The organism is Nostoc sp. 2RC, assembly GCF_014222165.1.
Lineage (GTDB): Bacteria > Cyanobacteriota > Cyanobacteriia > Cyanobacteriales > Nostocaceae > Nostoc > Nostoc linckia.
The window spans coordinates 1-16,777 of sequence record NZ_JACKZU010000171.1; the positions used below are offsets into that span (position 1 = coordinate 1).

Here is a 16,777-nt window from a genome sequence, read left to right on the forward strand (position 1 = left end):
GTCCCCTGCGGATACTGAAGAGTCACTGCCAACTAACACCGTATCTTCACCGCTTCCAGTTTGGATTGTATTACCTTTAGTGCTTTCTACAAAGTCTGCACCATCACCTGTAAATAAGATTTCCTTGGACTTGAGGGTGACATCATCACTACTTGTAGAACCAAAATCGACATCTAATGTATTTAGTCCAACAGTGCGATCGCCAAATCCGGCTGCTGTAAAGTACTGAGTATTGCCTACACTTTGGTAATTCAGAATTGTTGTTTCACCATTAGTAGCTGCTTGTGAAGTCAAAGTTCCTTGGGTGAACGGAACTGAATCAGGCCCTCCCACTAGTGCCTCTGCAATGACGCGACCTTTCAAATTGCCGTTACTAGGAATATCCAAACCCAGAATCTGAGCAAGGGTCGGTGCTACGTCGACATTACTGACAGGTGCATAATCTACATAACTTGATTTGAAGTCTGGGCCAATAGCCAACATGTTATTGAAGGTATCACCCCGACCAAAACTGCCATGCATCCCCTGTCCTTGTTGTAGGCTGGTGTCAGCAATTTCTACCTCAGTTTGAGGGTTGTTTGGGTTATTTGGGTCGGTGCTAAAGGTTTTGAAATTGATGACAATTGTGGGAGTGGGGGTTTGAGCATCACCTTTTAGTCCGATGGCACTTAGCGGTAAAGCACCTGGAATGTTTCCATAGGCATCATCTACGAAAATACCGCTAATGTAGTCCTTTTGCGAGAGCAAATTTACTACTTGTTTTGCTAAGTCAGCATTACCCTTTGGCAAATAAATCAGATCCGAACCACCGTTAGCAGCGACAACGATTTTTGTACCTGAGTCGAGTTTGCCATTAATTACTTGACCGCTACCGCCAATTACACCATTCCCGGCTGTGGGACGTTGACCTTGTGTTGCATCAACAACAGCATACTGAATGTTACTGATATCTAGAGGAGCGATTGTATTTTTATCGGGGTCGTATAGAGGTAGACCTAAATCGTGAGCCAAATCAATGGCAACAAATCCCGGTGGTAGAAACCCAGCATTGACGCCAGCATAGGTTTGAGTTGCGGCATAACTATTGGTTGTTGTGCCTTGATTATCAATAACTTGTTTGCTGATGGTGGAAAAACCGTGGTCAGAAGTAATGAAGACATCAGTAGTCTTGTCCAAACCCGTACTTTTGAGGTAATCAAGAAGCTGTTTTAAGTTATTGTCAGCATCCTTAACCCCAGCTTTGGAAATATCACCATTGATGCCTGGTGTCAAACTGTTTAAGCTATCACCTTGATTGTGTTGAGTTCCATCAGGGTCTCTTGACCAGTAGACCAATACAAATGGTTTATCTTCTTCTTGAAACTTCGGGAGAACTGCCTTGGTGATGGCATCGATAAAAAATTGTTGTTGGTCAACATTGGCAACTGTAGTTCCCGGAGTTGTGTTATTGCCAGAATTACCATTTGCTCCTCTACCTGGAGTTGTGGTAGGTAGTCCAGCTGCTTGTAAACGAGCTACGATATCAGGATCGAGTGGTACAGCTTGAGGCGAACTTGTTGTGGGATTAGCTGCTGCACCAGTGCGATCGTCAATGATTACAGTCTCTGGGATGGGAATACTTCCAGCCGTGCCGCCTTCTCGATTCACTTGGGTGACATCTTGAATGGCAACTGGCCCTAGCTTCCCAATTGCTGCGGTGTTGAAACCTTGCTCCCGTGCGTAGGACAGTAGTGATTCTTCATCAAGAAAGTTATTGCCAGGAAATTTTTCGTCAATATCTCCCAGAACCGCATTATTTTCGATGAATGGCGTCACACTACCACTAGCATTGGGGGTAGGAAAACCAGTATAGATAGTGTTGCTAAAGTCACCTGTATCGCCGAGATAATGTCCAGTGGCGATCGCAGAAGCATTTGGTGTGGTAAAAGTCGGAAATAGCGAATGACTGTTGGTAAAATTAACTCCCTGCTGGCGGATGCTATATAAAGTCGGGGTATCAATGGGATTTACAGAACCATTACGCAATCCATCTGCAACAAAAATAATGACATTTCTAGCGCTGCTGTTTGTATCAGCCATATCCACTACTCCTTAAGTATTGCAAGCTACGAGCGATGCCTACGCTACGCAGCATTTATTTATCTGTAAGCTCAACTAATGCAAAAAGATTGCCTACAGAAACCTGAGTAGTATTGGGCGACAAAATGCTTAATGTCTACACAAATTAGTGCAGAAAATTTTAGTCAATGCTTCACAAGATAGTTGTTCAATATTTAAGGAAAATTATGAACCAGTTAAGATTCAATATTGTTCGGTTAAGGCAACACATACGATAAATCCGTGTCTCTACGAAGGAATGATTTTTGTAGAGACGGCGATTTATAGCGTCTTTAGAATTTAGAATTTTAATCAAAAAACCTTAACTGAAGCGTATTGAGTTAAGATTAGGAATTCAAAATTCAAGACATTTAGTTATTAGCAATAAACTTGCAAGTTTATTGCTCATTGCCATTATTATCTGGCGTTTGTTTTTCTAATTTCTGGTCTTTTGGTGTTTGACTCTCAGCTGGTGAATTTTGCTTTTCTAATGTAGGTACTACCACAGCAGAAGGATCTGAGGTTGGGGGTCTGAAGTCTCGCGGTAGTGTTTCTGATGGTATTACCACAGAATTGGCAGGAATTATGGGTTTAGGAGTAACAGGATTTTGATTAGAGGTGGGTGAGTTTTTATTCGGTGATGTTGGTGGTGAAGCATTACGAGATGAGCGAATTGCCCGTAGTTTTTCCACTAGCGTCGGTGTGGGAGCAACGGAAGGTGAGGGGGGAGGTGTTGATTGTTGGGAATTATTGCGTTGTAATTCTGTTGTGGCACTGTTGCTAGAAGATTCTTCTTGAGAAGAAGGACGAATGCGCCGACGTTGCCGGAAATTGGAGGTGCGTGCAGATTCAGTTTTTGAGGTGGTGTTGGTTTCTGGAGACGCAGAGGAAGATGTATCGCTTGAATTCGGTACTTTGGCGGCTGGTTCTTGAGTCGGCTGTTGAAAAAGTGGTTTGGCGGTTGGCTGCGGCTGAGATTTGGGTAACATTTTAGTGATGGCAAATCCACTTGTGGCGGCAACTACAGCTATACCAATACCAAGAAATATTTTAGATGACTGCTGTTTTTGAAGGTGTGGAGTTTTCTGGGGCTTGGCTTTTTTGAAATTTTTGCCAATGAGAGTTTCCGCCTGCTGTGCAGATAAATTAATAGTTTGCACCGCCGAGGTCGGTAAAACTTGGGGTGTGATATTGACTCCACTCCCCGGTAGCAATTGTAGCCACTCGGCAACGGTGGCGGGACGAAAACGAGATTCTACAGCCATACCGCGCATTACTGCTTGGTTGACAGCTGCACTTAAATGTGGTTGTAGTTCGCGGGGGGATGGCATTTGCTCGCGATCGCGCAATAATGCCGGCATGGGAACTTGAGCTGTCAACAGGGCATACAAGGTTGCAGCTAAACCATAAACGTCTGTGGCGGGTGTGCGCGGTGCTTGGGTTAGGTACTGCTCAATGGGAGAATAACCCTCTGAAACCAAACCTGTGTGAGTCTGTCTAACTCCACCATTAAATTCCCTAGCAATGCCAAAATCAATCAACACCACTTCCTGGGTTCCTTGGCGCAGGATGATATTGTCTGGTTTCACATCCCGGTGCAGCAAACCGTTATTGTGTACCACCTGCAAGGCCGCACCGATTTGCTGGATATAATGAATTGCTGTGGCTTCCGGTAAAGGTATTCCTGGTAACACAAATGCGTCGCCCAAAGTTTCCCCAGGAATGTATTCCATCACCATGTAAGGCAACCCAGCTTCCACAAAAAAATCGCTGACTCGGACTATATTTGGATGGATGCAAGTAGCTAATCGTCTGGCTTCATCTTGGAATTGGCGCTCGAATTTGGCAAAATCAGGATGTTGTCGCAGCCGTTCATTGATGGTTTTCATCACCACCTCCTGACCCAAGTAGTGATGCTTAGCTTTGTACGTAATGCCAAAGCCTCCACGCCCTATTTCTTGGATTAGGGTATATTTTCCATCTTGTAAAATTGTGCCTGCTAACATAGAAAGTCCTGAGTCTTGAGTGAGCAGATAACTAGCTAGTCCTGATTTTTAAGATATTTCCCCAAATTTTCGCATATTTTTAGGATGACGCGGTTTTTGCCCGTCTATCTATGGGATGATTTCCTTTTGGGAATTGCCTTGGTGGGAAAAACCTCCCCAGCGATCGCAACAATTTTATCTTCTTCATAGGATAGCGCGATAGTCAAGAAATCTTGCAGCAGAAAACAGACTCCAGCTGTGCTTTATCTTTGGGATTTTAGGGGGAATTACTACTTGACAAGGTAATTGCTACAAGCTCAAACAGCAATTCAATCTGCACTACTGATAATTTTTACATATAATTTCAAATTTCAAATTTGTATATTATTATTCGTGTCTATAGCAAAAAATCATCTAAACAATACCTGGCAATGAATTCAGAAATCATCACAAATGCCCAACTTATCAACTGGGAGAATTTTTGCACTCATATCGGAGACTGGCACGGAACCTGGAACGTTTATAACTTGGAAGGACAATTAATTAAGTCTCATCAATGTGTTAGAAGCTTCCATTTAAACAGCGATGGCAGTCAAATGAATCATCAGAATTATTCTACCTATGTTGATGGAACAAACAAATTAGAAACCTATGGGCCGCATCTCAAACCTCACATCAGATCCCTTCATTTTAATGATAGCTTTTCCTGGGGTTCTTCAGAAGTAAAACCTGGTTCGATATTCTTTTTTGAAACTGGTTTTAAGCATCAAGATAGGCGTAGAAGTGCAGTTGCTAGATATAACGAAAATAATACTTTAGATATTTTGATAATTTCTGAACATTTAGACAGTATAGTTAATGAATCTCCTTTACCTGCTGCAAATGAATTAAGTGGTTGGCAAGGAGTAATCACCAAAATGACCCCTGACTTTATAGTATCACCCGCAGTCCCAACTGCATGGATACAACTAGAAGATTTAAATAAAAATTATCTGACTTTGCATTTGCAAGATAGTGTATCAATCAGTATTCCACGATATATAGAAAGTGGAACAGAGTTTTTTTTGGCAGTACAATGGCTTGTAAATCCTACTTTATTGCTTCGGGGTATTCGTCATTTCAACATATCTGGATTTACAAGCTTTAACTTAGAAAAATTCCAGCGTTGATCGCAAGCATATAGCAATCCTAAATCATGATGAAATAAATATAGCAATCCTGAATCATTCATGACAAATTTAGAACCCATTGGGCGAATAGAATTCGCTACTACACAAACAAAGTCCACCTACGTGGACTTCATTGAATAACCCGCGTAGGCGGGTTTCGTCTGTGTAGCCGCGATTTCTAATCGCCAAGACTGAATAAAATTTTACTTGTAAATTTGATTTTGAATCTACGTATTTTCTCATAATTCAATTCAGATTGCTATAGTACTTGTGTAAGTCTTATCTAATTCTGAGTTCTGAGTTCTGAATTCTGAATTCTTCTTCTTAAAACCGTTGTCCAATACCTAAATGTAATTGGCTTTCTCCTTGGTCATTAAAACCATAATCAGCCCGAATTAAGCCCAAGGGTGAATCAATTCGTACTCCAGCGCCATAACCAAAACCCAAACCTGGTTTGTCTCGCACACCCGCCGGATTTCCCAATACAGTATCACCGGAACCCAAGTCGGAGGCGAAGTCAGCGAACAATACACCACCGACGATTGGTAAAACCGGGAAGCGATATTCCGCCGAAGCTAAGACATAACTGCGACCGCTACCAACTTCTCCGGAGTCATAACCCCGCACTGAGTTAGAACCACCCAAGTTAAAGCTTTCGTAGGGCGGTAAGTCGCCAATGACAGTACCAGCTTGGACATTGACTGCAAATACTTGTGGCTGTTTGCTGCTAAATAATTGAACTGGTAAATATTGGCTGTAATTGGCTTTGAGGCGATTGAGAGAAATATTACCTTGACCAACGGGCACAGATTGTTCTGTACTCAAACTCAACACGGAACCTTTAGTAGGATTAAGGGGGTTATCTCGTTGGTCTTTGGTGGCGGTGAAGGATACGGTGGTTAGGTCATCCACACCAGTACCACTGAAGGATAAAGGATTGCCCTGGGCATCTGTTGGGGTAACATTACCTTGGCGATCGCGGATAGTAGTCCGGTTATAATTCAGTCCTAATGAGGTATTCCAGCCGTCTATTGGTTGTTGTAAACTGATGCCACCACCAATGTGACCTTCTTGGACTTTATCGCCGTTGGCTAACTTAATTTCATCGTCAAAGGTTTGAGAAAGTTCGCCATTGCGGAAAACATTCACAGTGTAACCCAAGCGATCGGGGTTAGTTGCTCGGTAAGGACTAATAAATTTACTATTAAACTGTAAGTCCCGGCTACTAACGCCAACATTCAACGCTAAAGTATCGTTAGCACCACCGACATTGCGGTCTTGATAGCTGATTGTACCTATCAATCCTTGTTCGGCGTTGTAACTACCACCCAAATTCACGCCACGCGCCCCAGTTTCTTTGAGTTGATAAACCACATCAACTTTTGTGGCGTCTCCTTCCAAAGCAACATTCACACTTTGAAATAAGCCGGTGGCGTATAGCTGTTGGATGTCTTGTTTAACTACATTTTCTTGGAAAACTTCACCGGATTTTAGCTTGAGTTGCTGTTGGAGAAAATCTGGTTTGGTGCGTCCTCCCACGGGATTACCTTTACTATCTACGGTTTTACCGTCGTCACCAACAAAGCGAAACTTGATATCCCCCACCAAGCCTTCAGCAACATTCAAGGTGAGAATTCCTTGAGGACTGGGTTTAATTGATAGCACCCGTGCTAAGTTATAACCATTGTCAGCGTACCACTTGTTAATTTGTGTCACTGCTTGTTCGAGTGCAGCCGGACTGATAGCGCTACCAATTTGAGATTGCAAACGCTGTTGGGCGACTTGGTAAGTCAGGACTTTTGCCCCAGATAATTGCAGCGATCGCACTATTACCGGTTGCACCTGATAAACTACATTCAACCCAGTAGATGTACTTTGACTATTCACAGTGGCATTACTAAATAAACCTGTATCCAAAATCGCCGTCACATCTTTTTGTAACTGGCTTTGACTAGTCTCTCCACCAGTCTGAGTTTTAATTACTTTGCGAATGATTTCTTGCAATTCTTGATTCGCCCCCACTATTTGTACATTTGTGGCTGTCACCACTAAATCATTGTTAATTACAGGGGTTTGGAGAGAGGGAGACGAGGGAATCGCAAATGGTGTTTCAGAGGAGTTAACCTTGTTTGGTTGGTTTTGTATGAGTGTGGCTGGTGGTTTTAAAATGACTGGCGAATTTTTATTTGCAGTTGTAGTTACTGGCAGGGGATTTTGGGAAAATTGTTGTGCAACTATAGTTTCTGGAGAAGCAATTGTTTCTATTCGTGTGGGAGTTTCTTCAATTACTGGCACTACCAAATTATCAGGTTTTGCAGTTGGAGTCACAGTTTTAGCAGATGCAGCTGTGGCTTGCTGAGTAACATTGCCAGCAGCTAAAGTTGCTAAAGTCAAAATTGCCGTAGTAGAAATTTTCATAATATTTAACTTAATTAACTGAAAGTTGGGATTATAAATGTTGACTAAAAGACTGTTTGAACAATTTCAAACAATACATCCTTTAGGAATTTAGTATTAATTCAACTCAAGTAAAGTAGTAAGGATAATACTAACTACAAATTACTTTGCAAAATTCCTTATTTATATCTCTTACCCACATAGACAGTTAATTTTGATTTTTTGTTTCACAGCAACTTTGCTGTGTTACCGAGAATAGGATTCCCAGTAGTGAAAACCGTTGAAAAATATAAATTTTCAGGTACGCAAAGCTTTGCAATTCTACCTTATACCAAATCAGATTCCTATACACTGTGAGATTGGCTAGGCATTAATCGGTGAATTCCAGAATAATCAAAATATAATTTTACGGCATGATATCACCATTACTGGATAGTCACAGTACAACTATAAAATCCTATGAGTAATGCATCTCGCTTATCCTTAGCTTCTAATTCCCAAGCTGCAAGTTCGTGTTTGCGATTACTTGTATTAAGTAACGGACATGGAGAAGATATAATTGCAGTTCGTATTTTACAAGAACTCCAGCGACAACCAAATCCACCAGAAATATTTGCTTTACCTCTGGTGGGTGAAGGACGTGCTTATGAACAACTGAATATTCCTCTCATCGGTTCAGTACGCACTATGCCTTCTGGTGGCTTTATTTATATGGATGGACGCCAATTGGCGCGGGATGTACGCGGTGGTTTATTGCAACTCACCTTTAGTCAATTGAAGGCAATTCGCCGCTGGGTAAATTCTCAAAAAAAATTGGGTAACAAGAGAGCAATTTTAGCTGTGGGAGATATTGTGCCATTGTTGTTTGCGGCTTTGAGCGGTGCTAATTATGCTTTTGTTGGTACGGCAAAATCAGAATATCACGTGCGAGATGAAGTTGGCTTGTTACCAAAAAAATCCCAGGGTGGAAGTTGGGAAAACTTTTCTGGTTCAGTGTATCATCCTTGGGAACGTTGGTTAATGAGTCGTCGCCGTTGTCAGGCGGTGTTTCTCAGAGATGCGCTAACAACGGAAATATTAAAACAATGGCCAATTCCGGCTTTGAGTTTGGGTAATCCGATGATGGATGGTCTAGAACCTACATTCTCATCTTCACAATTTTATAGTGTAGCTAGCCACCAACAGGAAACTGTGCGACCTTTTGTAGTGACTCTTTTGCCTGGTTCCCGTCCGCCAGAAGCTTACAATAATTGGGAAAGTATTACCATCGCTGTGTCTGCATTACTAACAAGTTTGCAACAGCGAAATTCTACTTTCCACACCTCTGGCACTTTGGTGTTTTTAGCTGCCATCGCCCCTGGTCTAGACTGTAATATCTTATCTCAAAGGGTACAATCCCAAGGCTGGCGAACTGCATCAGAATGTCCTATCTCACTTCCAGACCCAAATGTCTTGACATTTAAGCAAAGAAATGCATATTTAGTATTAACACAACAAGCTTATAATGACTGTTTGCATTTAGGAGATGTGGCGATCGCAATGGCGGGTACAGCTACAGAACAGTTTATTGGTTTAGGGAAACCTGCGATCGCTATTCCCGGCAAAGGGCCTCAATATAACCTTGGCTTCGCTCAAGCGCAAAGTCGGCTTTTAGGTTCATCTTTGATTTTAGTTGAGCAGCCAGCGGAAGTTGCAAAAATAGTACAGTCCTTATTCAGAGATCCCGATAATTTGCAAATAATTGCCGAAAACGGAGTGCGCCGCATGGGAAAACCAGGTGCAGCACTACGCATTGCCCAATGTTTGCAAGAAAGGTTGGGATGAAGGACATGAGGAAAGGGAAAGGGGTAAGGGGAAAAGGGGAAAGATTAAATCTATTCCTTTTCCCTTTTCCCTTTAACCTTTTCCCCTGCCTCAAGAGCCTGCTCATTTCCCCATCTCCCCATCTCCCCAATCCCTCACGCTACTAACCCAGAACGCAAAGCCCTAACAGCAGCTTGGGTACGGTCATCAGCACAGAGTTTATTGAGAATGTTCCGAACGTGGGTTTTGACAGTACCAACTGTAATGTAGAGTTTTTCGGCAATTTGCCCGTTGCTACATCCAGCGACAATTAATTCTAAAATTTCTAATTCTCGTTGGGTTAAGGGGTATGTTTCCAAAACTTGCTCGTATTCTGTGGCTAAAGCTTCGATTTTTACGGTTTTTGGTTTGTCAGAACTTTGGCTTTCTCCAGGAATTCCTTGGCGCATCTTCCGTAAAACTACATTGGCGATGGCGGGATCGATCCAAGAGTTGCCACCATAAGTCGCTTGTATAGCCTCAGTTAATTTACTGATGCTTGTTTCTTTCATGTAATAAGAATCTGCTCCTGCCGCAAAAGCCGCAAGTACGGCATCCTCTGTATGATCCATTGTGAGGATGAGAATCTTGGTTGCTGGCTGTCCCCCAGTTTCCGCTTGATAACGTCTGAATTTACGGGTCAGTTCAATACCATCCATGTCAGGCAAGCCAATATCGACAACGGCTACATCTGGCTTTGCCGTTTCCAAAAGTTTTAATCCTTGAGTAGCGTTTGCAGCTTCACCAATCACTTTTAATGCACTGTGAGACTGTAATGCGGCCCTTAGTCCCATTCGTGTTAAATCATGATCTTCAATTAAAATAATGCTAATTTCACTCATCGCTACACTCACTCTTACACTGTTTGCATCTTTTAAAGTATTACCTTTTGTAATTACTTTTTCTGTTAAGAATTTAGGAGTCAAAATAGTTCAAGAATCACCATCATACTTAATGAATCCATATATCAATTATATTAGATTCATTCTCTATTATGACTTATGAACGGCAGCTGCTAAGAAAGAGGGTTCGGCGTTAGGAAGTTGATAAACACTTCCAGCGCACTGCCTCATCTTGAGCGGCGATTTCTTACCTACGCTTTATTTTCCCAAACCAAAGATAGATGATCTTTTGATAACTCTGCATCCACCGATAGAAATAATAAATATCCTAATTTTTTATATTTAGATAGAGTACAAATCTAGCCGGAGATATATGGTGAGTTGCACAAAAAGGATGAAATATTGATACGAATACTAAATTTCTCACTTTTGTGCAAAAATCAGCTTTTAGTTTCTACGATCCCCTGGTTATTTACTATTATCTTGTGCAAAGCCAGGAATGTGGACAAAGGAGATGGGGGGATGGTGAGGTGGGGATAAGGAGAATAAACTCTAATTCTTCACTGCTCTGTCAACAGTCAACAGTCAACACTGTCAATAATTCCAAGAGGTTAAGATTCCTTAAAATTTATAAATTAAGTACACCTAGTACTTCTTTATTTACCTCGTCTGACCAAACTGATGGGTAAAACTGCTCAAGCTTATGGTACACAATAATAGCGTGCAACTCTCACTAATGACTGACGACGGTTGTGAACTGACTCATTTACAATTGTTTTAAGCTCTATAAAGTATTTTATTTTACTTTATACTAGCCTTGTTTACTGTCTTGAGTTCAATATTTTTTAGTTTGTTAATTGCTAATTGCTTTTGAGGTATTGGTTACAAGCTAGCAGTTTAGTGCCAATACATAAGTCAATTAACCATATTCTGCATACAACAAGCAAAAATTAACTCTCAGGAAACACCTGCAACTGTGATTAGTCTACTACTAATGGAGGATAAAAAAATTAAGGGAATTCCAAGTCCAAAAATAACTGTTTGGCGTTGACAGTTGACAGTCAACAGTTAACGACAATGTGCCGTTGTTGATTTTTGGGATTTCTTTAATATTGATGAATGTCAAGATTACATTCATGAAAATTAATATTTTTAACCTAGTTGACTTTCCAGGTGATGAACTAGAGACAGCTAGAATGTAGGGCGGCGATCGCAGCTACCCTCCTCAAGAAGATATGCCAAATAAATATTACTATTGCTGATTTAGTTTCAGAAATTAGCTTCCATTATGAAGCAGCATGTTACTCTGGTCAAGAGATTTATGACAGCTGCCATTCAAAAGTCAGAATCGATCGCGAGTCTCCGATGATTGGTATACTGATTTGGGAAATATTGTTTTGATTTTTCAAGTTTTCTGATTTGGGAATTTTTAACATACTTGGATATATTACAAAAGGTCTTAGTTAATTAAGTTACAGATTTTAGATCTCAGAAAATCTTACATTCTTTAATAGGATAATCTGAAAAGAGAAATGTTATACATCAACCTATGTTTTACGGCGAAAATTAAAACCGATGGAAGAGACGCTGAAAATTTTGGTTGTAGACGATGACGAAGTAGACCGGATGGCAGTACGTCGTGCCTTGACAAAAGCCGGCGTGCAAATGCATCTGTCTGAAGTCAGCGATGGTCATGATGCATTTTCTGTATTAAGCACCACAACTTATGATTGTGTTTTCCTTGACTATCGCTTACCAGACCAAGATGGATTAACTCTCATCCAAAACATACGCGCTTCGGATATCAAAGTTCCTCTAGTAGTCCTAACTGGACAAGGAGATGAACAAATCGCTGTTGAATTAATGAAAGCTGGTGCTACAGACTATCTTTCTAAGTCTAGAATATCCTCAGAAATATTGGCACATATTTTGCGGAATGCCATTCGAGTTCATCGTGCTGAAATGCAGGCAGCTTTGGCAAACCAGCAACTCAGAGAAAGTCACGAACAACTGATTCGTAAAAACCAAGAATTAGAAAGACAACAGCAACAAATTCAAATCCAAAACTTTAAATTATTGGAAGCATCGCGGCTAAAATCACATTTTTTAGCTACCATGTCCCACGAACTGAGAACGCCAATGAATGCGATTATTGGTTTTTCACAAATACTTTTGCGTCCAAAGTTCGGTCAACTAACACACCAACAAGCGGATATGGTTGAGCGCATTTTAAATAATGGTAAGCATTTGTTAATGCTGCTCAATGAAGTTCTGGATTTTTCTAAGTTGGAGTCTGGACGATTAGACTTAAAGCCAGAAATATTTGATATTTCTAAGATCGTAAACACAGCTGTTGGAGAAATGCATTCTTTAGCAGAGGCGAAAAATCTCTCATTGCTGGTGGAAATCGATTTACAAAATCCTTTGGGATTTAACGATCCATTTCGTGTTAAACAAATCTTAATCAACTTGCTTTCTAACGCCATAAAGTTTACAGAATCCGGTGAAATTTTAGTTGAGATTAAGGAACTACAGGCTAATCGAGTGGCAATTATCGTTAAAGATACAGGTATTGGTATAGCACCTAGAGATTTCAAACTTATTTTTGAAGCATTTCGCCAAGTCGATCAAACTATTACTCGGAAATATCCAGGCACTGGTCTGGGTTTAGCTATTGTAGATTCATTGGTACAAATGATGGGTGGCAAAATAGTTCTAGAGAGCCAACTAGGCATCGGTTCAATGTTTAGAATAGAATTGCCACGTCAAGTAACATTAGCAACTGTAGCAGTGGAGCCTCAAAGCTTACATTGGGAAAAAGATGGGGTTTTTTGTTCTGCTAAAAATCCCCATCAATCATCTGCTCCAGGGAGAAAATCACCCATAGGTTCTCCCAAATTTAAACTATAAGTTACTGCTAAAAAAATTGATAAAAGTTGATAAATCATGTCTGTAGTTGAAAATTATAAAATCGATCGCATTCTCGCAGTTGATGATACGCGAGATAATTTGATTTTGGTACAAACGATTCTAGAAAGTGAAGGTTATGAAGTTGATTTAGCTTCAGATGGGATAACTGCTTTGCGAAAAATTGAACAATCTCCACCGGATTTGATTTTATTAGATGTAATGATGCCGGGGATGGATGGTTATGAAGTTACCCGCCGGATTCGCAATAACCGTGCAATTAGTAGTTATATCCCAATTTTGTTGATTACTGCTTTCCATGAATCTAGCGTTGTGGAAGGTTTGGATGCTGGTGCTGATGATTTTATTCGCAAACCATTTGATACCGATGAACTTTTGGCGAGAGTGCGATCGCTTTTACGCCTCAAACACAGTCTCGACGAACAACAAAAAATGGCGCGCCAGCGAGAAGACTTTGTTTCCCGCTTGACTCACGATTTGCGAACTCCGTTGGTAGCGGCCGATCGCATGTTGAATTTGTTTGAGATGGAAACATTCTGCAAAATTTCGCCGGAAATGAAAAAAGCGATCGCCGTCATGATTCGCAGTAACCAAAATTTAATGCAGATGGTAAACACCATGCTAGAAGTTTATCGCTTTGAAGCAGGTAAAAAAACTTTAAATTGGGAAATATGCGATTTGGCAGAAATCGCTCAAGAAGTGGTGAGTGAAATCACACCTCTGACTAATGAAAAAAATTTGACTTTGAAAGTAGATACTAGTGGATTAAACCCAGAGGATAAAAATACTGCTATAGTTATGGGCGATCGCTTTGAACTCAGACGGGTACTATACAACTTAATTGCAAATGCCATCAAATTTACAGACACAGGAGGTATCACAGTCCGCATTTTTGAAAAATCACCAAAAAATTTTAAACTTCAAGATTGGGTAACAATTGAGGTAGAAGATACAGGATATGGAATTGCGCCTGAAGACCAAGCAACAATTTTCGAGCGATTTCGGCAAGGCAGAAACAAACGTTCAGGTAGTGGTTTAGGACTACATCTATCCCACCGAATTGTAGAAGCACACACAGGAACTATCCAAGTCACTTCTGAAGTAGGTAAAGGCAGTTTATTCACTGTCGAACTACCCAAAAACCTTGAATATAGCAGTTGACACCGTAAAATCCAGACACCAAAAAACCCTGCTACATTACTAATCTTGGCAAACCTCAAAAGCTGAGTGAAAACTGAATTCTCCCTTTAGCGCCCGACGAATTACAGCCTCTAAATCCTCAATCATGTAGGGTTTGCTAATGTAATCATTAAAACCAGCTCTCAAAATACGCTCTCGATCCTCCTTAGTGGCTAAGGCTGTGACTGCAACCACTGGAATTTGGTAAGTTAGAGGTTCTTGCTTCAAATGATATGCAACATCAATACCGCTGAGACCTGGTAATAAAATATCTAGCAATATCAAGTCTGGTTGATATTCTTTAGCTACCAACACCGTTGCAGAACAATCTGTCTGACAAATGAATCTACAACCTATTGACTCTAGAGCATAGCTAATCAACAGAAGACTATCATTATTGTCTTCCACTACCAAAATCAAAGGCTGGTGAGAGTTTTGCTTTTTTTCATCATTCGTGAATGAATGTGCCAAATACATCTCTTCTCCAGAACATTTTATTAGGATTCATTGTCTTTCTTGAGATATACAGACGAGACTTCCTCAAAACGATAAAATAACGGTTACTGAGGTAATGGTTTTCTTTTACTTTGACTTAGGCGATCGTCCTTGCCCAAACAAAAAAGATTGAGGTAAAAGAACCTCAAACTTACAGCATGGGCAGATACTTTTCAATCATACGCAAAATTGCGAAATATTTTCTTAATTGGTTCATAATAAATTTATATAGTAAAGCTTTAGAAAGTTCAAATGATTACTTGCAACACCATTGCTTAAAATATTACGCGAACAGATTAAAAAAAAGATACTACAAATTAAGTAATCCTACTATTAATTGTCAAATTATTTACTAAGGTCTAAGTAATCAATAGACTTTAATAGTTATCATTTATTCTATCAAGTTTCACAAATAGAATTTCATTTTTTGACAAATGTAATAGAATGCATGAACATATAAGCAGTATTTTAACTGACATTTAAATTAGTAAAAAATTAGCTAAGTATTGTAGAGTTTTGCTAAGCACAAACATTTAAATATAGCCATTCTAAACTGTTCATTAGTTTACCATAAACTTGAAGCATAAGTTGATTTTTCAATCATTGCACTTAACTTAAGATTATAGAAAATGGCGACTCCGTACGCTAATAATTTTTAATACTTAATTACAGCGATTTTCAAGTAATTCAACTACACCACTCGCTACTCACTACTCCCAATTCTCCGCCTCAATTTTGGCCTAAATACCTGAAAACTGCTGTAAATGTATAAATGTAAATTCAGTTAGAGAATGTAGCAAAATCCCACAGCTATAGGACTGCTATTTAATTTGCGAACAAAATTCCCTACCCTTTAATTTTCTATAAACCTCTTACCTATTGCCTTTTGCCTCTTGCCTACCTACATACGATATGTTTATAAATCAAATCGGACTGCTATAATCCAAGATTTTCGAGAATTCCTTGGGTTCCACTACGTACCGCCACAACGAAGCAATAATACCAATTTTCGATGAAAGGATTATGGATTAAAGTCCTGGATAGATGCTACCTATATTTCAAAAATCAAATATGTGTCCTAATTTTATTGAATTTTCTCTAGATTCCAAACCTCGATCTATTCCTAAATGATACAAAACTGGAATTACTCATGAGGTTATTTGACAGTCAAGCGTCAACAGTCAACAGTAATTTAGATGCAACGAAGGAAGCTTATCAGATTTCATAAATATTCAATACATCCTAGAGGAAGATGACTATAACGAAGACCAAGTTTAAATTAATTCTGGTGTGTCGAATAACTGCTTTCTAAGGAGGTTTAGCAATCCGCTAAGCCTTTTTATTATTAGTATAGATATTTATAAATAAATTGATAAGATATTTGTCTACTCTCTTTAGACAGATGTATTCCTCAGTTAAAATGACTAAATTCTCCTGATAGACTCTACTCTTACCTAAGGCTTGGTTAACTACCAAGCCTTTCTTGATTAATTACATTTACCATCCGCATCTGTTGTGATTGGCAGAATTAAATATAGCCGTCCGATTTGATTAATGAACATATCTATCTAGGCAGGCAATAAGCAATAGGTAATAGGCAAGAGGGTTATAAAAGAGTAAAATGTACCAAATTTTGTTTCAAAATTAAATAAAATTCCTATAATTTGTCAAATATTTAGATGTTAAGGTTGTTGACAGTCAACAGTCAACACCGATATTGTTCACAATTACACAGGTACTTGTTTTTATATAAATAGTATTTTTATGTCTTTTTGATGTTATTATATTTTTATTAGACTATAGTGGCGCTTTTTTGTTTTTATTGATAAATACTATTACACAG

At 39.7% G+C, this 16,777-nt stretch carries 9 protein-coding genes; 4 read left to right on the forward strand and 5 right to left on the reverse strand.

The window, feature by feature from the left end:
* Together GNE10_RS19285 and GNE10_RS19290 are read right to left on the reverse strand one after the other, a co-directional pair.
* On the reverse strand, nt 1-2,079 hold a 2,079-nt coding region (locus GNE10_RS19285), incomplete at its 3' end, for an alkaline phosphatase family protein (RefSeq protein ID WP_185566551.1).
* A 416-nt stretch (nt 2,080-2,495) separates the two neighbouring features.
* A complete protein-coding gene (locus GNE10_RS19290) occupies nt 2,496-4,103 on the reverse strand; it encodes a serine/threonine-protein kinase (protein WP_185566552.1) in 1,608 nt (535 codons plus the stop codon).
* A gap of 356 nt (nt 4,104-4,459) precedes the next feature.
* Between GNE10_RS19290 and GNE10_RS19295 the strand changes: the two genes are divergently transcribed.
* The gene (locus GNE10_RS19295) at nt 4,460-5,251 is read left to right on the forward strand and encodes a DUF3598 family protein (RefSeq protein ID WP_221642904.1); all 792 of its coding nucleotides are present in this window, start codon (nt 4,460-4,462) and stop codon (nt 5,249-5,251) included.
* 324 nt (nt 5,252-5,575) lie between these two features.
* Here the strand turns inward: GNE10_RS19295 and GNE10_RS19300 are convergent, their stop codons facing one another.
* Nucleotides 5,576-7,669 (reverse strand): outer membrane protein assembly factor, encoded by a 2,094-nt coding sequence (locus GNE10_RS19300; protein WP_185566554.1) that lies wholly within the window; start codon nt 7,667-7,669, stop codon nt 5,576-5,578.
* A gap of 438 nt (nt 7,670-8,107) precedes the next feature.
* Here GNE10_RS19300 and GNE10_RS19305 point away from each other — a divergent pair, with 438 nt between their 5' ends.
* A complete protein-coding gene (locus tag GNE10_RS19305; protein WP_185566555.1) occupies nt 8,108-9,472 on the forward strand; it encodes a lipid-A-disaccharide synthase-related protein in 1,365 nt (454 codons plus the stop codon).
* Between the two features lie 134 nt (nt 9,473-9,606).
* Here the strand turns inward: GNE10_RS19305 and GNE10_RS19310 are convergent, their stop codons facing one another.
* Entirely contained in the window at nt 9,607-10,332 is a 726-nt protein-coding gene (locus tag GNE10_RS19310) for a response regulator transcription factor (protein WP_099071377.1), read from the reverse strand.
* A gap of 1,575 nt (nt 10,333-11,907) precedes the next feature.
* Between GNE10_RS19310 and GNE10_RS19315 the strand changes: the two genes are divergently transcribed.
* Nucleotides 11,908-13,242 (forward strand): ATP-binding protein, encoded by a 1,335-nt coding sequence (locus GNE10_RS19315; protein WP_185566556.1) that lies wholly within the window; start codon nt 11,908-11,910, stop codon nt 13,240-13,242.
* A gap of 36 nt (nt 13,243-13,278) precedes the next feature.
* Nucleotides 13,279-14,421: a hybrid sensor histidine kinase/response regulator gene (locus GNE10_RS19320; protein WP_185566557.1), complete on the forward strand. Its 1,143-nt coding sequence runs from the start codon at nt 13,279-13,281 to the stop codon at nt 14,419-14,421.
* Between the two features lie 39 nt (nt 14,422-14,460).
* Here GNE10_RS19320 and GNE10_RS19325 read toward each other — a convergent pair whose 3' ends face one another.
* Nucleotides 14,461-14,916: a response regulator gene (locus tag GNE10_RS19325; protein ID WP_099071372.1), complete on the reverse strand. Its 456-nt coding sequence runs from the start codon at nt 14,914-14,916 to the stop codon at nt 14,461-14,463.
* Nucleotides 14,917-16,777: the final 1,861 nt, after the last annotated feature.